The sequence below is a fragment of the Flavobacterium sp. TR2 genome (assembly GCF_025252405.1).
In the GTDB taxonomy this organism is placed as follows: domain Bacteria; phylum Bacteroidota; class Bacteroidia; order Flavobacteriales; family Flavobacteriaceae; genus Flavobacterium.
In genome coordinates this window covers 4,259,276-4,281,128 of the sequence record NZ_CP104307.1, presented here as the reverse complement: position 1 = coordinate 4,281,128, position 21,853 = coordinate 4,259,276, and the positions used below count along the sequence as shown (strand labels likewise).

The window sequence follows — 21,853 nt, the reverse complement described above, 5'->3', positions numbered from 1 at the left end:
ACTATAAAAAACTTACTAACCAATCTTTTAAACCGCAAAATAATGACTCACAATTCGACATGAAGCAATGATAATTATAAGCAGCTATCTATTGTTCGACAGGAGAAGTTTTTTCCTTGTATTTATACTGCTTATCAATTAAGGAAGAGATAAATAAATAATTAGTTCAAACATCTTAATTAATATGAGAATAAAATTACGTGGAATTTTTATTGGCTTGAAGTATCTGCCTTTAGGAGTTTTGTTTCAGTTTTTGTTTACAGGTGCATTGCAGGCTGCTGAGAAGGCGAAACCTTTCGAAAAAGCAGTATTCCAGACTAATCAAGAAATTATAATAACAGGACGTGTAACCTCTGCCAATGACCATTTGGGAATTCCGGGGGTAAATGTTGCCGTAAAAAACGTGCCGAATGCGATTGCTGTTACTGACATAGACGGTAAGTATGTTATAAAAGTTCCGTCGTCAAAATCGATTTTGGTTTTTACAAGCGTAGGGTTTAAGCCATTGGAGATAGCCGTAGAAGGTAAGTCTGAAATTAATGCAGAAATGAAGCAAGATCAGACCGATTTGGGAGAAGTAATTATTGTTGGATACGGAAAACAGAAAAAAGCAAGTCTGGTTGCCTCCATTGCACAGGTTTCTGGTAAAACGCTAGAACGTGCAGGAGGGGTTAACAGTATTGGTGCTGCCTTGACAGGTAATGTGCCTGGATTAATCACTTCTGCCAGTACTGGTATGCCAGGTGAAGAAGATCCGCAGCTTTTTATTCGTGGAGCCAGTACTTGGAACAATGCACAGCCACTTATTTTAGTAGATGGGGTCGAAAGATCAATGAATAGTGTCGAAATCACTTCTGTAGAATCTGTTTCGGTTTTAAAGGATGCCTCTGCTACTGCAGTTTACGGAGTTAGAGGGGCTAACGGTGTAATTCTCATTACGACCAAACGAGGCCGTTCTGGTGCTGCACTAATCAGAACCACTGTCAATACTACAGTAAAAGTGCCTTCAGAATTGCCAGCCAAACTGGATGCTTATGATGCGCTTATGGTTAAAAATAGGGCAATTGAATACGAATTGGCGTTAAGTCCTTCAAGCTGGAACGATTATCTGCCACAGGCTATAATTGATAAATACAGATATCCTGCTAATACTGCTGAAGCTGAACGCTATCCGAATGTTGACTGGCAGAAAACGCTTTTTAAAGATTATGCAATGTCTTACAATGCAAGTTTGAATGTAAGCGGAGGAACCAAATATGTGAAGTATTTTGCCAGTGCCGATTTTGTAAGTGAAGGAGATCTTTTTAAAAAATATAACAATAATAGAGGATATGATGCGGGATACGGTTATAACCGTTTAAATGTTAGAAGCAATTTAGATTTTCAGATTACGCCAAGCACTGTCTTTAAAGTTGGACTTGCCGGTTCTCATGGTGTTAAGAAAAGCCCTTGGGGAGCTTCGGGAAGTGAGTATCCAATGTGGGATGCGGCTTATTCGACAGCTCCAGATGTGTTCCTGCCTTTTTATGCAGACGGTTCTTGGGGGTATTACGCGCCAAATCAGGGAAAAGCTTCTAACTCTGTACTGAATTTAGCGATAAGTGGGGTGCAATATGTAACCAATACAAAGTTAAATACCGATTTTACGCTGGAGCAAAACTTAGATAAAGTAGTTAAAGGGCTTAGTTTTAAAGGAATGATTGCTCTTGATAATACTTTTGTGGAGAATAACAGAGGGGTAAACGATTTATATAATGATGTACAGCAGAAATGGATAGATCCAAACACCGGACTGGTGCTTTATAAAAATAGTTTTGACTTTAATAACCGATTTGATTTTCAAGAAGGGGTTAAGTGGTCGCCTAGTGCAGGTACTGTAAATGATGGGGCTTCAGTTCGTAATCTTTTCTATCAGCTGCAATTAAATTATCATACCAAAATTGCCCAGAAACATGACATTGGTGCTTTGGGGCTTTTTAACAGATATCAGACTGCTACAGGAAGTGAAATTCCGCACTTCAGAGAAGATTGGGTTTTCCGTACCACTTATAACTACGCCGACAAATATTTTATTGAATATAACGGAGCCTACAATGGATCGGAGAAATTTGATAAAGAAAATCGTTTTGCATTTTTCTCTTCTGGTGGGGTAAGCTGGATCGTTACCAAAGAAAATTTCATGAAAGGAACAGCATCATTTCTAGATTTGTTAAAATTGCGTGCCACTTATGGAGAGATTGGTGATGACAACGTTAACGGAAGATGGCTATATATGTCGCAGTGGGCTTATGGAGGCAATGCACTGATGGGAGTGACAGGCGAAGCTGCAGAACAGAGTCCGTACACTTGGTATAAGGAAGCTTCAGTCGGTAATCCTGATGTTCACTGGGAAGTAGCTAAAAAGAGTGATATTGGGGTTGACTTTGGGTTTTTCAAAGGATTGGTTTCAGGTACCTTTGATTGGTATAGTGAAGACCGTAGCGATATCTTATTGGACGGTCTTAGAAGAGCAATACCTTCTTATTATGGTGCAGTAGCTCCAGTTGCCAACCTTGGACAGGTTCAGAATAGAGGTTATGAGCTTGAGCTTAAATTTAATTATACTTTTGGAAGTGGCCTGAATCTGTGGCTGAACACCAGCATTACGCACGCCAAAAACAAAATCATAAGTGCCGATAATCCCGAGTTGCTGCCAGATTACCAAAAAGGAGAAGGAAAAGCAATTGGACAGAGTTACTCGTATGTTAGCAATGGCTTCTACAATACATGGGATGAATTATACGCCAGCACTATTCATAGCACAAATGATGGACAAAAATTACCAGGCAATTATAATATCCTAGACTTTAATGCAGATGGTGTTATAGATGCGAAGGATAATATTCCGTTCGGATATTCTGGGACACCCCAAAATACATACAACACCACTTTTGGAGTAAACTGGAAAGGCTTCAGTGCATTTGTTCAGTTTTACGGTGTAAGCAATGTTACCAGACAAGTGGTTTTAACCAGTTTGTCCGAACAGAATCACGTGGTTTACGATCAAGGATCTTATTGGTCAGCTGATAATACAAATGCCGATTCTCCAATGCCTCGCTGGCTATCTACTGCAAGCAGTTTTAATAATGGAAGCAGATACATGTACGATGCCTCATACTTGCGTCTAAAGAACGCTGAGATTGCCTATACATTTGACGGGAAATCTAAATGGGTAAAATCTGCAGGTCTGCAAAGTATTCGAGTATATATAAACGGAAACAACTTATATCTATGGTCAAAAATGCCAGATGATAGAGAATCTAATTTTGCAGGAACAGGATGGGCGTCACAAGGAGCGTATCCAACTGTAAAGCGATTTAATCTGGGAGCCAATATTATATTTTAAACTGAGAATTATGAAAAAATATATAAATACTATAGTAAAGTACAGCATTGTCTTAAGTACGCTTTTAATTTCAGGATCATGCGAGGATTATCTTGAAAAATCATCAGATTCTGATATTTCGTCAGAAGAGGCATTTAAAAATTTTGAAAATTTTCAAGGCTTTACAGAAGAATTGTACCATTGCGTTCCTGATTTTACAAATGCCTATTGGACCAATTCATGGAATTGGGGAGAAGATGAAATTCAGTCTACAGCTCGTGATTTTCATTTTGTATGCAAAATAGATAAAGGAGATTTCTGGGGATGGCAGACTGAATTTGACGGATGGCAGGCAGGCTGGATGAACAGAAGAAATGTAAGCACAAATAGCGACCGTTTTGCTAAAGATTTGTGGACTTTAGGATGGGCAGGAATACGTAAAGCTAATATAGGACTGGCCAACATTGATAAAATGACCGAATATACAGAGGAAGAAAAGAAAATGATAAAAGGGCAGCTTTTATTTTTTAGAGGCTGGTTTCATTTTCAATTCATGCAGTATTTTGGAGGGCTTCCTTATATTGATCAAGTGCTTCCTAGTGATAAGCCCTTAAAATTGCCAAGACTTACCTATCAAGAATGCGCAGATAAAGCAGGAAGCGATTTTAGAGAGGCTGCCGATTTACTGCCGGTAAATTGGGATGATACTACTGTTGGAAAGAGAACTTTAGGAAAAAATGATCTGCGCATTAATAAAATAATGGCTCTTGGTTATTTGGGAAAAAATTATCTATGGGCAGGAAGTCCGTTAATGAATAAGGTCTCTACAGGTAATGCTGGTTATGATGCCGAATATTGTAAAAAAGCGGCAAAGGCTTTTGCTGAACTTCTGACTATAACAGAAAGCGGTGCGTCTCAGTATAAATTGGTTCCATTTAGCAAATACAGTGATAATTTTTACACAACAGGAGGTAACTGGAGAATGCCTGGATCAACAGAAGCGATTTTTAGAGGACCTTATTTTGGCGCAAACGGATCGAATTGGGGAACTTCAAAACAATATCAGCCGGCTCCTCAAATTTGTGATGGTGATGTGAAGTTTTTGCCAACAGCAAATTATGTTGACAATTACGGAATGGCAAATGGAATGCCGATTAAAGATATTACGAAAGCGGATCCAGAATCAGGATATGATCCGCAATATCCTTGGAAAGGAAGGGACCCGCGTTTTTATAATGATATTGTATTTGATGGCGTAAAATGTGTTACAGGATCTATGCCTGCAAACGAAGAGCAAAACAGATATGCCAATCTTTATACTGATGGAAGCTATAGAAATATCAGCTCAGGCAGTAGAACGGGATATTTGCTGTATAAATTCATTCCAAGAACAGCCAATAAATTTGATGATGGTTTTGGGTACGGAAACAATCTTAATATCCACCTTCCATGGATGCGCCTGTCAGATATCTATATCATGTATGCAGAAGCTGCCGCAGTAGGTTACGGCGGTGCAGCAGGAAAAGATCCGCAATTTTCAAAAACAGCTGTTGACGCCATAAATGTGATTCGTGACAGAGCTGGCGTTGGCCATGTTGCAGCTGTATTTACAGGTGGTTTAGATGCGTTTATTGGAGAAGTAAGACGTGAACGCGCAGTTGAATTGAGTTTTGAAGGACACCGTTTTAACGACTTGCGCCGCTGGATGCTTTTAATTGATAGTCCGTATACTTTAAAAAAGTCAATTGAATTTGATAGAGCTGGTCCATTAGATGTAAATAATCCAAGCCAGAACAAAGTGCTTAATATTCGCGAGGTGGTCATATTGGAGCGAAAATTTTCTGAAAAGCATTATTGGCTGCCATTAAAAAATGCAGACGTAAATATGTATATGGAGTTTTCACAGAATCCAGGATGGTAGTTCATAGACTATTTTAATAAACTAAAAAAAATATAGAATAATGAAATTTATACAGCTTAAAATAGTGCTATGTTTTGCAGTATTAACTTTGTTACCTGCTAAAATCCTTGCACAAAATAATCAAAAAATAAATTTAACAGGGATTATAACTGGAGCAGAAGGCAAACCTATTGAAAATGCGACTTTAGTAAGTAGTTCGGATAATGTTTCGGTAACGACAGATGCTACAGGAAGCTATTCGATTACAGTAACACCAGATGCCGATTTAGTAGTGCAGGCGCCAGGATATCAATCGCTTTCGGTTAAAGCTTCTACCGGAATAGACGATTTAAGTCTTAATCGCATTGCGGCAGACCAAGTGCAGATTGCTTTCAAGAAGGAAGATGCTCAGAATTTAATGGGAGGCGTTTCATATATAAATGTGCCTCAAATAATAGACAAAAATTATACGACTTACAGTCTTGATGGAGTTCAGGCTCTTGTGGGAGGTTATAATGGAAGTATATGGGGCATGGGAGGCGATTTGGTATTAGTAGATGGCTTTCCAAGACCGGCCAATTCAATACTTACTACTGAAATAGATCAGATTACTTTTTTGAAAGGAGCATCTGCCGTGGCACTTTACGGAAGCCGTGCCGCTAAAGGAGTGATTTACATTACAACCAAAAAAGGTAAAATTCAAAAACAGCAGATTACATCAAGACTAGATAATGGCGTGTTTATTCCAAAGAGCCTCCCTAAATATCTGGGATCAGCAGAATATATGCAGTATTACAATCAAGCGAGAGTTAATGATGGTTTAGATCCTTTATATTCAGATGAAACGATCTATAATTTTGCTTCGGGGAAAAATCCGTACCGATATCCGAATGTTAATTACTACGCACCTGAATACATAAAGAAATTTTATTTTAATTACGATGCCAATGTCGAAATTACTGGTGGCAATAAAGTAGCTAGATATTTTACAAATGTCAATTTTCTATCTCAACAGGATCCTTTGCAAGATTTTGGTGAAGCTGCCCATAATAACATGAATAGATTTAATATTAGAGGTAATGTAGATCTTAGTGTTAATGATAGAATTTCTGCGACTATAGGTGCTAATGCCATTTATTCAAACACAAGAGGAGTGAATACAGATTATTGGCAAAATGCGGCAACTTTAAGACCGCATCTGTTCAGCCCTTTATTGCCAATTAGCATGATTGAGCCAAATGATAAGGCAACATTGGCTCTTGCTAACAGCAGTAATTATATAATAGACAATCAATATCTTTTGGGCGGTACGCAGCTTAATCCGACAAATCCGTTTGCAGCAATTTATGCCGGAGGATATAATACCTTCACAAGCCGTCAGTTCCAATTCAATACTGGCGTTGACGTGAAGTTGGGAGATTTATTGGAAGGTCTTTCATTTCACACTGATTTTGCTGTAGATTATGCTACCTCTTATACTCAGTCTTACAACAATTCATATGCTACTTATGAGGCAAATTGGAATACCTACGCAGGATTTGATCAGATAACATCTTTAACAAAATACGGAAAAGATGCAAAATCTGGAGTGCAGAACATTAGCAATAGTGCTTTTGATCAAACCGTGGCTTTTTCAGGACAGTTTAATTATGTAAAAAAAATAAAGGAGCAGCATAATATATCGGCTATGCTTACAGCTTCAGGATTTCAGCAATCACGATCTGAAGTGTATCATAAAACCAGTAATGCTAATTTGGGGTTAAACTTAGGGTATAATTTCAATCAAAAATATTTTGCAGAATTCAATGGTGTATATGTTCACTCAGCAAAATTTGCTGAAGGAAACCGTGGGGCATTTTCTCCAACGATGTCTGTTGGATGGAAATTATCAGAAGAGGAGTTCATGAAGAGTGTAAGCGCGATCGATTATCTTAAATTGACAGCTTCTGGGGGTGTTTTAAATACCGATCTAGACGTAAACAGTTATTATTTATATCAGAGCATCTATACTCAGACAGATGGTGCTTGGTTTAGCTGGAGAGATGGTGCGCTTAACAGAAGTACAGACTCAAGAAGAGGTGAAAATTTAGGCCTTACTTTCGCAAAAAGAAAAGAGATAAGCTTTGGTCTTGAAGGTTCGTTCTTCGAGAAATTAATAACATTGAACAGCAATTTTTTCATTAATAAATTTGAAGGAAATGTTATTCAGGCAGCAAGTTTATATCCTATCTATTATACGACAGGCTGGCCAAACACTTCGTTTATTCCTTACATCAATTACAATGATGATAAACGTATAGGCTTTGATTTCGATTTGAGATTTAACAAAAAGGTCGGAACTGTAGATTTAGCGCTTGGCTTTACGGGAACTTATTTAAATACTGAAGCTTCAAAACGTGCAGAGCTTTATGAAGACTCTTATCAAAACAGGCAAGGCAAACCTTTGGATGCTTTATGGGGACTTAAAAATGATGGCTTTTTTAGAGATGCAAATGATATTCAAAACTCGCCTTCTCAGACTTTTGGACAAGTTAAACCAGGAGACATCAAATATAAAGATCAGAATGGCGATGGTATAATTGATGTGAAAGATGGGGTTTATTTGGGTAAAGCAGGATGGAACGGAGCTCCGTTTACTTACGGAGTTAACTTTACGGCTAAGTGGAACAACTTTACATTCTTTACAATAGTTACAGGCCAGACTGGTGCTTACGGCATGAAAAATAACTCTTACTATTGGATAGATGGAGAAGATAAATATTCTGTAAATGTTCGCAACAGCTGGACAGAAGAAACAAAAGATACGGCAACATTCCCTCGATTAACGTCATTGAATAGCGATAACAATTACCGCTCATCAGATTTCTGGATTTATAGCACCAATAGGATTGATCTTTCTAAGGTTCAGATTACATACGATTTTCCAAAAAAAGCGCTGAGTCAGACTTTCTTCAATGGCCTAAGTGTTTATGCGCTAGGAGCCAATCTTGCAACCATAGCAAAAGAGAGAGAACATATGGAATTGAATATTGGCAGTGCTCCGCAAACTAGATACTTCAATCTAGGTCTTAAAGCATTATTTTAAATTTTAGAAACACTTAATTTAATTAATATGAAAAAAATAAAACTATTAACTTTTATATCAATTGTGTTTGTTTTTTGCAGCTGTGATGACTTGATTGAACCTGCTATAGAAAATAACAGGGGATTGAAAGATATGTACGCGGAAGCAGAATATGCTCAGGGAATTCTTTTAAATGCTTATACAAGATTGCCTGGAAATTCTTGGTCTTTCAATGATGTGGCTACAGATGATGCTGTTACCAACGATATCAATAGCAACTATCTTAAAGTGGCAACGGGGCAGTGGACCGCCAATTTTAATCCATTAGACCAATGGACAAATTCAAAAAGCGCAATACAATATCTAAACATATTTCTTGCGGAAGCCGATAAGGTAAAATGGGCAAAGGATGATAATGTTAGTGTATTGTTTAGAAATCGACTAAAAGGCGAAGCTTACGGTCTGCGTGCACTTTATATGTACTACTTATTGCAGGCACATGCAGGTGTTGCAACAAATGGTGAGTTATTGGGAGTTCCGGTTTTATTAGAGCCTCAAACTTCAACTTCAAACTTCAATGTTGGCCGCAGCTCATTTGAGGATTGTATGAAGCAATTGTACGCCGATGTTGCAAAGGCTGTTGAGTTGCTTCCGTTAGATTTTGAAGATGCTACGGCTTTGCCTCCTGGATATGATAATTTAGCAGATTATAATCGTGTTTTTGGGCAGTACGCTAGACAAAGAATGTCTTCTAGAATTGCGCAAGTGGTAAGAGCTCAAGCGGCTTTATTGGCGGCGAGTCCTGCATTTAGCTCTGGAAGCACTACTACTTGGGAAAGCGCAGCTAAATATGCAGGGGAATTATTAAATCTGAATGGTGGCATTGCAGGTATCGATCCGAACGGTTTAAACTGGTATAATAATGCGGCTGAATTGAGCAGTTTAGGAGGAGGAGTAAATCCGAAAGAGGTAATTTGGAGATCAGATATTGCAGAAAGCAATACTTTAGAAAGCGATAATTTTCCGCCAACACTTTTTGGAAAAGGGCGTGTTAATCCAACTCAAAATTTAGTGGATGCTTTTCCTATGGCGAATGGATATCCTATTACAAATCCGGCCAGTAATTATAATGCTGCCAATCCGTATGCTAATCGTGATCCGCGTTTGCAGAAATTTATCTTAGTCAATCAGGCTACAGCGGGTGTAAACAATACTGTTATTACTACAGCAAGTGACGGAAGCACAAATGACGCACTAAACAAAGTCGGTACATCTACGCGAACAGGCTATTATATGAAAAAATTATTGCGTCAGGATGTTAACTTAAATCCAAATGCAGTTAATAATCAAAGGCACTATAAGCCTCGTATGAGATATACAGAGCTGTATTTGATTTACGCTGAAGCAGCAAATGAGGCATGGGGGCCTTTGGCTAGTGGTTCTGCAGGATTTTCGGCTTACGACGTAATTCAGGCACTAAGAAAAAGAGCAGGGATAAGCCAGCCCGATTTGTATTTGGAATCTATTAAATCAGACCAGTCTGCGATGCGCAATTTGATTAGAAACGAGCGTCGATTGGAATTATGTTTTGAAGGTTTTAGATTTTGGGATTTGCGCAGATGGAATTTAAACTTAACCAGCGCAGCAGAAGGAATGAAAATTCAAGGAGGTGCCTATCAAAAAATTACTGTAGAAAATAGACTTTTTCAAGAGTATATGAATTATGGCCCTATACCATATTCTGAAGTTCTTAAGTTTAACGCTCTGATTCAGAACAAAGGATGGTAGAATTATTTCTACCTAAAATGTCTATTATATAAATGTATAGAAAAATGAAAAACAAGATATTTTTAATGGCCGCGGTTCTCTTTGGCTTTTTGACAGCATGCACTAACGATGATCAAAATTTTGATGATTACGAATATTCAGCAGTTTATTTTGCTTATCAGTTTCCTGTTAGAACCATAACTTTAGGAGAAGATATATTTGATACATCGCTAGATAATGCGCATAAATGCAAAATTATGGGAACCTTAGGCGGGGTTTATGAGAATAATAAAGACGTAACAATTGATGTTTCGGTTGCCAATTCTCTAACATCAAATCTTCTGTTTAAAAGCGGAGGCGATCAGATTGTTGCCATGCCTTCAAATTACTACACACTTTTGAGCGATAAAATTGTTATTCCGAAAGGTCAGATTTCTGGAGGAGTCGAAGTGCAGTTGACAGATGCTTTCTTTGCAGATCCTCTTGCCATAAAAAAGACCTATGTTATTCCGCTTCAAATGACGAAAGTTATGAATGCCGATTCTATTTTATCAGGAAAAGCATTAGTTGCAAATCCATTAAGACCCTTAGCTTCCGATTGGAGTATAGCTCCCAAAGATTATGTTTTTTACGCTATTAAATATGTAAATCCTTGGGATGGATTTTATTTAAGAAGAGGTAAAGACACTTTTGTTGGAAATAACGGAAACACCGCGCTTAATAGAGTAGTAACCCGTCACAGCCAATATGTTGAGAAAGATCAGGTTAACAGGATAAATACCTTGTCAATGAAGACTATAGATTTTCCTGTTACTATTAAAGATAATACGGGAACCAATATTAATTTTAATCTGGTGCTCACATTTGATGATAATAATGCTTGTACTGTTTCTGGAAACAATAGTGCTCAGTTTACAGCAACCGGCACAGGTAAATTTGTGAAAAGAGGGGAAAAAAACAGCTGGGGAAGCAAGGATCGCGATGCACTTTATTTGGATTATAAAGTGAATTTTCAAGATTTTAGCCTAACAACCCAAGACACATTAGTACTTCGTGATAGAGGCGTAACTGCAGAATTATTTACGCCAGTTGCCAAATAATTGAAATTATTAAAAGTATAAATTTAAACGATATGAAGAAATTATATAAAATGGCGCTACTGTTCTGCACTGCCGCAGCAGTCTGGTCCTGTGCTAATGATAGTGTTTTAGATTTCGAATATGCCAAACCAGAGTCCATTGCCAATCAGGAGAAAATAGATGCTTACAAAGATTTAAAGACCTATGTTAACAGATCTGGTAATCCAGATTTTAAACTAGGTGCCGGAATTTCATTATCAGATTATGTTTCAGGTGGAATTGTTAAAAGGCTTGTAGATCGAAATTTCGACGAAATCACCACAGGATACGAAATGAAGCATGGGGCAGTAGTTAAAAATGATGGCACGTTTGACTTTTCTGGAATTGAAAAACTGCTTGCCGCTAGCCAGCAATCTGGAGTTACAGTATTTGGACATACATTATGCTGGCACGCCAATCAAAATGCAGCTTACTTAAAGGGCCTTATTGCTCCTGTAATCATTCCATCAACAGGAGGACCAAGTTGGGATCTTGTAACAGGCAATGATTTTGAATCAGATAACACATCCAATTATCAGGTTAATTCAAATGTAACGATGGCATATACTGCAGCTGGCGAAGGTGCAAATGGAGTAGGCAGAGCGCTTAAATTAACCAATGCCGCAGTTCGTGCAAACGACTGGGAGGCACAGTTATTTATAAAATTTTCTCCAGCTGTTCAGGCAGGTGAAAAATACCAGTTGTCAATGGATGTCCGTTCAGATGTAAATGCTTCTTATTCTACGCAGGCGCATGTAACGCCAGGAGCCTATAAGCACTGGGATTTTTTCGGAACAATTTCTTCAACGCCAACTTGGACAACCTACACAAAAGAGATTACCGTTTCGGCTGAGCAGGCAACTTGTGGAGCAATAGCCTTTAATCTTGGAAAAACAGCAACTAATTACTATTTTGATAATATTACATTAAAGAAGTACAATCCGACAGGAGGAAGCACAATCATTGAGAAGACTCCAGAAGAAAAGAAAAATATCATTAATCAAAGTTTGGAGAAATGGATTTCAGAAATGGTGAAAAAATGCGCACCTGCAGTAAAAGCTTGGGATGTGGTTAATGAGCCGATGGATGACGGCAAACCTTACGAATTAAAAACAGGTATTGGAAAAACTTTGGCAGCAGACGAATTTTTTTGGCAGGATTATTTAGGTAAGGATTATGCGGTAGAGGCATTTAGATTGGCAAGAAAATATGGCAATCCAACTGATAAATTATTTGTAAATGACTATAATCTTGAATACAATTTGGACAAATGCAGGGGGCTTATTAAGTACGTAGAGTATATTGAAAGTAAAGGACAGAAAGTTGACGGGATTGCAACACAGATGCATATTAGCATTAATTCGAATAAAGAAAATATTGCAGCAATGTTTCAATTATTGGCGGCAACAGGCAAGCTTATTAAAGTTTCAGAATTGGATATTGCAGTAGGAACTGCAGATGTGACCGAAACTATGCTTCAAAAACAAGCTGAAATGTATAAATATGTTGTAGATATGTATTCAAAGTATATTCCAGCCAAACAAAAATATGGCATTACGGTTTGGGGAGTTAGCGACAGCAAAAAAGATTCTTCTTGGCTTCCTGGCGAAAAACAAGCTTTATGGGATATCCAGTTTACCCGTAAACCAGCCTATGCACGATTTGCAGATGGATTAAATGAAATGAAGTAAATATATTTTTAAGTGTTTTTTGTAGCCCGATGCAATTGCATCGGGCTTTTTTATTAAATAGGGTTTGTTAGTTTAAAAAAACGGCTATTTTTTTAACAACCGATTGTTATTTTGACTTTTTCTATTCCTTTTTAAATCAATATCAGTATAAGATAAATTGCAAAATCGATCATTTTAACTAATTTTAGTAAATTTTTACTGATATTTTAGAAGTTTTTTAAGGATTTTACTCTCTTTTTTCAATATTATATTTTTTGTAGAAAGTTGGTCAGTTAGCCGCTGAATTATAATTATTTATTTTAAAAATTATTTATAAAATGAATAATTATTAATTTTTTTAAGATAAAAATATTTTTAATGTTTTTATTTGTATTATTTTTTGAGTTTTTTTTAAATAAATTATTAAACAACCGATTGTTTTACGAGTTGTTTTTTTATATTTGTTGATGATATGTTGTTTCTAAAATTGATTCATATCCAAATAGTCTTTTTTACAAAAAAAGATTTTAAGCATAAACAGAATAAAAGAATACATATGAACCTTTACTAATTAAAAAAACAAAAAACCATTAACTATTTAAACCAAACAAAAAACAATTAATATGAAGTTAAAACTCAAAATTGCACTAATCGGACTGCTGTTAGTTGGCAGTCATAGCATAATGGCACAATCAAAGACCATTCATGGCGTGATTACCGACCCTTCAGGATTTCCGTTGCCGGGTGCCAGTATTAATGTAGTAGGTACGCAGAATAGCGCATCAACAGATTTTGACGGTAAATACTCTTTAAACGGAGTTAATCCTACCGATAAAATAACGTATTCATATGTTGGCTTAGTTTCGCAGACTATTACTGTAGGCGAAAGAAGCTCAATCAATGTGACTCTTGTTCAAAACACACAAAATTTAAATGAAGTTGTAGTAGCCTATGGTACTCAAAAACGAGCTAAAGTTACAGGAGCGATTTCTACGGTAAGTTCAAAAGATATTGCCGCAGTGCCTATTACCAATGCTGAATCTGCTTTGCAAGGACGTGCAGCAGGGGTTACAGTGGTAAATGGCGCGCCAGGTTCTAATCCTACAGTTAGTATTCGTGGTCTGGCTACAATGGGAAACAGTGCTCCTCTATATGTAATTGATGGAGTTTTGACTGGGAACCTTTCTGGTTTAAGCCCGAATGATATCGAGAGCATTTCTGTTTTGAAAGATGCTTCTACAACCGCTTTGTATGGTTCTAAGGCATTTAACGGGGTTATTATGGTTACTACCAAAAAAGGGAAAAAAGGCCCGGGTCAGTTAAACTTTAGCACTTACGTTGGTGGACAGGAAGTGACAAAAAGATACAATGTTTTAAACACGCAACAATATTTGCAATATGCTAAAGATTTAGGAAGCGACTTAACAGCAAGGGCAGCTGAGTTTGGAAATATCAATACCAACTGGCAGGACCAGATTTTTCAAACTGGAGTTATGCAGGATTATAACTTGAGTTTTTCAAATGGTACAGAAACTTCAACAGGACGTTATTCTGCAGAATATATGAAACAGGATGGAGCTATTATCAATACGGGTTTCGAGCGTTATTCTTTTAGAGCTAATAATACACAAGATATTGGCAAACTAAAAATAGGAAGTAACATGGGGGTTTCTTTCAGCACCATTAATCCAGAGCGCAGTTCAGGTGGAAGAACTTTACTTGAGCATGCCATTAAAATGGCTCCTTATTTGCCAATTTATAATGAAAATAGTTTAGGCGGTTATCAAGGGCCTAGCGCCATTGATGGAAATGATGCTGAAAACCCAGTGCGTGTGGCTAATTTAGGATATCAAAAAATCAACAACCTGTCTATTATCGGAAATATTTATGCAGAATTAGAAATCTACAAAGGTTTGAAATTCAGATCGCAAGTTTCTTTAGATTACTTTACAAGTAAAGACCATACTTTTATTCCAAGCTTTCAAGATGGCTCTTATCACAAACAAGCATTTTCTTCAACCAACGAAACAAATTCTCAAGGGCAAACTATCGTTTTTGATAATAGTTTAACGTATAAAACAACTATTGCTCAAAAGCACAACCTTGAAGTATTGGGAGTTATTACTAAAATTGACGGAAAAGGACAAAGTTTAGCAGCAGGTAGCAAATACTACATTTCAAACGAAATTGATCAGTTAAGATATAATGAGGGTAGTTTAGGGTCTTCTAATTATGAAGAAAAAAACTTAGGATATATTGCTCGTATCAACTATGATTATGATGGCAAATATCTTTTAGCAGTTTCAGGACGTAGAGATGCATCTTCTCGTTTTGGGGCAAATAACCGTTGGGGGAATTTCTACTCAGTGGCTTTAGGTTGGAATATTGCGAAAGAAAACTTTATGCAAAATTCTATTTTCAGCACCTTAAAACTTAGAGCTAGTACAGGAACAACAGGAAATGATAGAATTGACAATTATCAATACAGCGCTACTTTATTGGCAAATTACAATTATCCAATTGGAGGAGAAAATGCACCAGGTGTTTCTTTAGGTGTTGCGGCTAATCCGGACTTGAAATGGGAGTCAAAACTAGATAGAAATATTGGTGTTGATTTCGGTTTATTTGATGATGCGCTAACAGGTTCATTTGAATATTTCAATAATAAAAGCAGCGATATTCTTTTTGCAGTTCCTTTGGCTGCTTCTGTTGGATCTGCAGGCGGCGGAACTCAAATTCAAAATATTGCAGACGTAAAAGTAAGCGGTTTTGAGGTTTCTATTGGCTACAATGACAGAAAAGGAGACTTTACATGGTCTGCCGTTGCAAATTTAGGAACAAGTAAAAATGAAGTGGTTGGTTTAGCACCTGGAGTGACCAGCGTATTAGGTGGCCCATCGCCAAGAGCAGGTTTAGAAAATTTCTCTAGATTAGAAGTAGGACAACCATTATTCTATTTTTATGGATACCAGACTAATGGAATTTACCAAAATCAGGCAGAAGTAGATGCTGTTTTTGGACCAGGTCAGACTGCTATAAAACCGGGTGATATTAAAATTGTAGATCGCGATGGCAATAAAGTGATTAATTCAGATGATAAAACAAATATCGGAAATCCGTATCCTGACTTTACTTATGGTTTAAACCTAACTGCAGCATATAAAAACTTTGATTTTAATTGCTTTATCACAGGAGTTGCAGGAAATGATATTTATAATGCAAACACTTTTGACCTAAAAGGAATGAACCGTTTGTTTAATGCCAGCACTGATGTTCTCGACAGAGCAATTGTTCAAAACGGTGTTGTAACAAATCCGTCAGCGACTTTGCCAAGAGCACAAGGAGCAGATATCAACTGGTCTTCTGCAAACCAACGCTATATTGAAGATGGTTCTTTTACAAGATTAAAAAACATCGCTATAGGATATACATTAACAGGAGATGCTTTTAAGACCTATTTCTCAAAAGCAAGGTTCTATATAAGCGGACAGAACCTTATAACAATTACTAATTACTCTGGTTTAGATCCAGAAATTGCACGTGCCGATGGTAATGCAAATTCTGCAGGTATCGATTTAGGAAGATATCCACAGCCAAAATCGGTAATTTTTGGAATTGATGTTACATTTTAATATTTAAAGACGATGAAAAAAATTAAATATATACTTATAGTACTGTCTGGAGCTTTAACTCTAACTTCATGTGACAGTAGCGAATTAGAATTGACTAACCCCAATACTTTATCGCCTGAAACTTTCTTTAAAACCGAAACTCAGGTGCAGTCTGCCGTAAACGCTTCGTATGCAAATCTTCAGACAAGAGGGCTTTATGGAAGAAATCTTTTCTTTGCGATGGACCTTATGGGGCATGATGCTTTAGGAAATCCGCAGTTAGAGGGTAACAAAAAGCCTTTTCAGGATTTTTCTTTTAACGCAGGAAACGATATTATTCAATACTATTGGGAGTCTTGTTTTACGGGAATATCTAGAGCTAATTTTGTGTTGGATAATGAGCCTAAAATCAATGCTCTTCCCAATAATGTTTTATCTCAGGAAAAAAAGAACAAGTATTTAGGAGAAGCTCATTTTTTAAGAGCCTACTATTATTTCCTATTAGTAAGACGTTTTGGCGATTTGCCAATTTACAAAACAGGTACTATTGTTGGAAATGCAAGAAGCCCTAAAGCAGAAGTATACGCTTTAATTGAAGAGGATCTGGTATTTGCAACACAAAATCTTTTGCCAAAAGGATCAGAATCTGCAGGAAGAGCCAATAAAGAAGCGGCTTATGCGCAATTGGGTAAGGTATTATTGTACCAAAAGAAATATGATGAAGCTTTAGCAGCGCTTAACAATGTGACTGGTTACAGCCTTGAAGATAAAGGTAATTTTTACAACAACTTCATGCAAGAAACAGAACATGGTAAAGAATCTATTTTTGAAATTGAGTTTGATGAAAAAAATGGAACTGGTGATCAGTGGGGAGCTGTTGGAGATAGTGGAGGAACTGGTTTTGATGAGTCAACACTTAGAGGTCAGGAATACGGAAATCTTAGCTGGTACAATGTTTACCCATCAGATGATCTTTTAGATTCTTATGAAGCAGGAGATAACCGTTTTGGAGATACTTTTTATGTGCCAGGATCATCTTATTTAAAAGGAACTAAGGTTATGGTCGCAAGCAATTTTACTACTTCTGCAGGTATTAGAAGAGCGGGGTGGAAAAAGTATCAAAACTATTACAATAGAGAAGATGAAGCAACGCGTTCAAGCATTAACTTTAAAGTGATGCGTTATGCAGATGTATTGCTTATGAAAGCAGAGTGCGAAAACCAGAGAAATGGCGGTTCGCAGACAGCAGCGATTGCTTATATTAAAGAAGTTCGTGACAGAGCAAACTTGGCAACGAGTATTACGGCATCAAAAGACGCAGTTTTTGCTGCAATTGTTCACGAACGTCAGGTAGAATTTGCTGGAGAACAATCTCGTTTTGATGATCTTATAAGATGGAACATGGCAAGTACAGTATTGCAGGGTACAGGTTTTACTCCTGGTAAAAGTGAGCTATGGCCTATACCAAACAGAGAAACATCTTCTAATCCTAAAATAAAACCAAGCGATAACAATCCTGGTTATTAAGATATTTAAATTTTGGTAAGTTTAAGTTAAATAAAGTCAAGTTAAGTTAAGTCAAGTTAGTTTTTTTATAAACAGCGCATTTATTGCGCTGTTTATTGTTTACAGAAAGTGAATTGCAGAAAAACTGACTTCATTTTCGAAATTATTTCAATTAAATCATATAAAATGAAAAATACAGGTAAAATTTTATGTGTGCTCTTTTGTAATTTATTTGCAATAAACATAGAAGCACAAAATCCTATTATCAAAGATATTTTTACAGCCGACCCAGCACCTCTAGTGCATAAAGGCACTTTGTATTTGTATACAGGACATGATGTAGCTACTCAGGAAGATACCAATTATAAAATGGCCGACTGGCACGTTTTTTCTACCACCAATATGAAAGATTGGAAAGATCACGGAGCCCTTCTTTCTCCAAGTGCATTTTCTTGGGCAACTGGCGATGCGTATGCAGCCCAGTGCATAGAAAGAGACGGAAAATTCTATTGGTTTGTTTCTACATTTCATAAAAAAGATGAAGTAAGCCAGGGAGGCGCTGCAATAGGCGTGGCAGTTTCAGACAGTCCAACTGGGCCTTTTAAAGATGCAATAGGGAAGGCGCTTATTATAAATGAAATGACAACAGATATGAAATATGGTTGGGATGATATCGACCCTACTGTATTTATAGATGATGATGGACAAGCGTATATGTTTTGGGGAAATGGAAGCTGCAAATGGGTGAAGCTTAAGAAGAATATGATAGAATTGGATGGAGAAATTACCACTTTTAAACCTAAAAATTATATTGAAGGTCCGTGGGTGTACAAAAGAAAAGGACTTTATTATTTAGTGTATGCCAGTGCAGGCACAAAACCTGAAATGATAGAGTATTGTACAGCGAAAAGTATAACTGGACCATGGAAGTATCAGGGAATTATTCAGGAGAATGTCCAAAATAGTTTCACCACGCACCCTGGAATTATTGACTATAAAGGAAAATCGTACTTCTTTTACCACAACGGAAGTTTGCCAACAGGAGGCAGTTACAGACGTTCAATTTGTGTAGACTATATGCATTATAACAAAGACGGAACTATTCAAAAAATTATACAAACCACAGAGGGAGTAGGTTCCGTAAAATAAAATCTCATTTTGTTTTTTCTTACGAATAAATACTATTAAAAAAGATAAATATAATGGTATATAAAAAATTAAGCATTAAAATTTCGGTTTCTATGATAGCATTCATGCTAACAATTCCATTATCGGGAATAGGGCAGAGCAAAAAGAAAACCGCTAAAGCAGAATCTGAAAGGCCTCAATACAAAAATCTCTTTAAGGAAGCAGGTTATAGTCAAGATGAAATAGACAAGAAACTAGCTAAAGCCTATTTTGATATATTCGAAGGCCCAAACAAAGTATATTTTAAAGAAGGAGATGATCTAGGATATGTTTCCGATGTTAAAAATAAAGATGCCCGTACCGAGGGAATGTCTTACGGTATGATGGTGGCTGTCCAGCTCGACAAGAAAGATGTTTTTGATTGCTTATGGAGATGGTCTGTAAAATATATGCAGCATCAGGATGGACCAAGAGAAGGCTATTTTGCATGGAGCGTAAATCCGGTGACCAAAAAGCAGAATTCTCCGGGTTCGGCTTCAGATGGTGAATTATATTATGTTACGAGTCTTCTTTTTGCTTCTAACAAATGGGGCAATAGTACAGGAATTGACTATTACAAAGAAGCTAGGAGAATCCTGGATGCCATGTGGAAAAAAGATGGTACAGGCAATGTGCATAATATTATAAATATTGAACACAAACAGATTTCATTTGTTCCCGAGGGAGGTGGCTATAACTGGACAGATCCTTCTTATCATGTCCCTGCATTCTTCGAAGTTTGGGCACTGTATGCTAAAGATGGACATGAGCAATTTTATAAAGAATGTGCAGAGGTTTCTCGTAATTTTTTGCATAAAGCCTGTCATCCCGTAACAGGTCTTAATTCTGATTACACCGAGTTTTCTGGAGAACCGCATCCAACACCTTGGATGCCTGCGGGATTTCGCTATGATTCATGGCGAGTTCCCATGAATGTGGCAATGGATTATACTTGGTATGGGAAAGATAAAAAATGGCAGGAGGAATATGCGAGGCGCTTTCAAAATTTTCTTAGATCTAAAGGATTAGACAAGTTCGAAGATCAATTTAATCTAGATGGCTCAACACCTGATTTTATCCTTCAAGCCGGTCCTGTAAAAAAGCTTAGGCATTCTATTGGGTTGGTAGCCACTTCAGCAGCAGCGTCATTAGTTAATCCCGATAAAGAAAGTTTGGATTTTGTTCATGCCCTATGGAATGCTAAGCTTGAGCCCTACGAAGACGGTTACTTTGATCCATACTATGATGGGCTGATGTATCTTTTTAGCCTAATGCATCTTAGCGGAAAATATCAAATTATTGTTCCAGAAGTAAAATAACTTTTAAAACAGAAAACATGAAACAGTATAGAATTGTTATCTTATTGGTTTTATCAAGCTTTGTTGGTTTTGCACAGACAAAAACAACTTCAATTATCGAAGATTTTAAACCTTCAGTGGTTAATCAGCCAGGACAGGAATATCCAAAAGTTAATTCTCAAGGCTATGCACGATTTCAAATTTCAGCACCAGAAGCAAAATCTGTTGTAGTAAGTCTTGGATTGGGAGGGGCCAAAGGCGGAACTGTTCTTACAAAAGATCAGGACGGTTATTGGAGAGGCACTACAGAAGGAGCAATGGATGAAGGTTTCCACTATTATCACCTTACAATTGATGGCGGAATTTTTAATGACCCTGGTGCGCTCAATTTTTACGGATCTACACGTTGGGAAAGCGGTATTGAAATTCCGGCACACGATCAGGATTTCTATGCATTAAAAGATGTTCCGCACGGAAATGTGCAGCAGATTCTTTTCCCTTCAAAGAGCACCAATACATCACGTAGGGCTTTTATATATACCCCACCTTCTTATCATAAAGATAAGGACAAAAAATATCCAGTGTTGTATTTACAGCACGGCTGGGGTGAAGATGAAACCGCTTGGAGCAATCAGGGGCGTGTAAACTTAATTATGGACAATTTAATTGCTGAAGGCAAAATAAAACCATTCATTATCGTCATGGCGTACGGAATGACAAACGAAGTTAAATACGGCGGATTGGCAAGCTTTAAAATAGAACCATTTCAAACGGTTCTTGTAGAGGAATTAATTCCGTACATCGATTCAAATTTTCGTACGATTTCCAATCAGGCAAACCGTGCTATGGCTGGTCTGTCAATGGGCGGAATGGAAACGCATTCTATCACGCTTAATAAACCTAATATTTTCTCTCATTATGCACTTTTAAGCGGAGGAATTTATAAGCCAGAAGAAATTGAAGACAAGTCAAAGCTTAAACTTATTTTTATAAGCTGTGGCAGCCGCGAAAGGCCCGAATCAGTACAGTCTGCGGTAAAAACATTGAAAGATGCAGGGGTTAATGCCGTTTCTTATATCTCTGAAAATACGGCTCACGAATTTTTGACTTGGCGAAGAAGCTTCAAAGAATTAGCTCCGCTATTGTTTAGATAGTACTTAAAAACAAGATGCTTTTTGGATGTTTATTCTGGTATTGGATAGAGTAAAGATAGGAAAGCCATTTTTCGCTGTATGCAGATTGTCTTTGAGATTTCTTCCTGATTATTTTTTAAAAATACCGGTAGCAGAAAATTCATCTCGCATTTTAAACGCCAGCCAATGATTTATGTAAAGGAAGGCTAGGTTTGGCTGCAAAGTTATTGGCTGTTCGTTAAATTTGAAGTGAAA

Annotated in this window: 11 protein-coding genes; all 11 read left to right on the top strand. The window is 37.2% G+C overall.

All coding sequences use genetic code 11. The features are described from left to right. Positions 1-184: 184 nt before the first annotated feature. The 11 genes from N4T20_RS18400 to N4T20_RS18350 all read left to right on the top strand — a co-directional run bounded on the left by N4T20_RS18400 (position 185) and on the right by N4T20_RS18350 (position 21,619). The gene (locus tag N4T20_RS18400) at positions 185-3,385 is read left to right on the top strand and encodes a SusC/RagA family TonB-linked outer membrane protein (protein WP_260670528.1); all 3,201 of its coding nucleotides are present in this window, start codon (positions 185-187) and stop codon (positions 3,383-3,385) included. Positions 3,386-3,395: 10 nt separating this feature from the next. Then, on the top strand, positions 3,396-5,285 hold the full coding sequence (locus N4T20_RS18395; RefSeq protein WP_260670527.1) for a RagB/SusD family nutrient uptake outer membrane protein: 1,890 nt from the start codon (positions 3,396-3,398) through the stop codon (positions 5,283-5,285). Positions 5,286-5,325: 40 nt separating this feature from the next. Next, positions 5,326-8,349: a SusC/RagA family TonB-linked outer membrane protein gene (locus N4T20_RS18390; protein ID WP_260670526.1), complete on the top strand. Its 3,024-nt coding sequence runs from the start codon at positions 5,326-5,328 to the stop codon at positions 8,347-8,349. A gap of 27 nt (positions 8,350-8,376) precedes the next feature. Next, positions 8,377-10,116 carry a RagB/SusD family nutrient uptake outer membrane protein gene (locus N4T20_RS18385; protein ID WP_260670525.1) on the top strand — a complete coding sequence of 580 codons (1,740 nt, stop codon included), beginning with the start codon at positions 8,377-8,379 and terminating at the stop codon, positions 10,114-10,116. A gap of 44 nt (positions 10,117-10,160) precedes the next feature. Next, entirely contained in the window at positions 10,161-11,195 is a 1,035-nt protein-coding gene (locus tag N4T20_RS18380) for a DUF5627 domain-containing protein (RefSeq protein WP_260670524.1), read from the top strand. 32 nt (positions 11,196-11,227) lie between these two features. After that, positions 11,228-12,904 (top strand): endo-1,4-beta-xylanase, encoded by a 1,677-nt coding sequence (locus tag N4T20_RS18375; protein ID WP_260670523.1) that lies wholly within the window; start codon positions 11,228-11,230, stop codon positions 12,902-12,904. A gap of 602 nt (positions 12,905-13,506) precedes the next feature. After that, positions 13,507-16,515, top strand: a complete 3,009-nt coding sequence (locus tag N4T20_RS18370; protein ID WP_260670522.1) for a SusC/RagA family TonB-linked outer membrane protein — start codon at positions 13,507-13,509, stop codon at positions 16,513-16,515. 12 nt (positions 16,516-16,527) lie between these two features. Then, positions 16,528-18,021, top strand: a complete 1,494-nt coding sequence (locus tag N4T20_RS18365; protein ID WP_260670521.1) for a RagB/SusD family nutrient uptake outer membrane protein — start codon at positions 16,528-16,530, stop codon at positions 18,019-18,021. A 165-nt stretch (positions 18,022-18,186) separates the two neighbouring features. Continuing rightward, on the top strand, positions 18,187-19,149 hold the full coding sequence (locus tag N4T20_RS18360; protein ID WP_260670520.1) for a glycoside hydrolase family 43 protein: 963 nt from the start codon (positions 18,187-18,189) through the stop codon (positions 19,147-19,149). Positions 19,150-19,202: 53 nt separating this feature from the next. Continuing rightward, positions 19,203-20,486 carry a glycosyl hydrolase family 8 gene (locus N4T20_RS18355; RefSeq protein WP_260670519.1) on the top strand — a complete coding sequence of 428 codons (1,284 nt, stop codon included), beginning with the start codon at positions 19,203-19,205 and terminating at the stop codon, positions 20,484-20,486. 17 nt (positions 20,487-20,503) lie between these two features. Further along, on the top strand, positions 20,504-21,619 hold the full coding sequence (locus tag N4T20_RS18350) for an alpha/beta hydrolase-fold protein (RefSeq protein WP_260670518.1): 1,116 nt from the start codon (positions 20,504-20,506) through the stop codon (positions 21,617-21,619). Positions 21,620-21,853 lie beyond the last annotated feature (234 nt).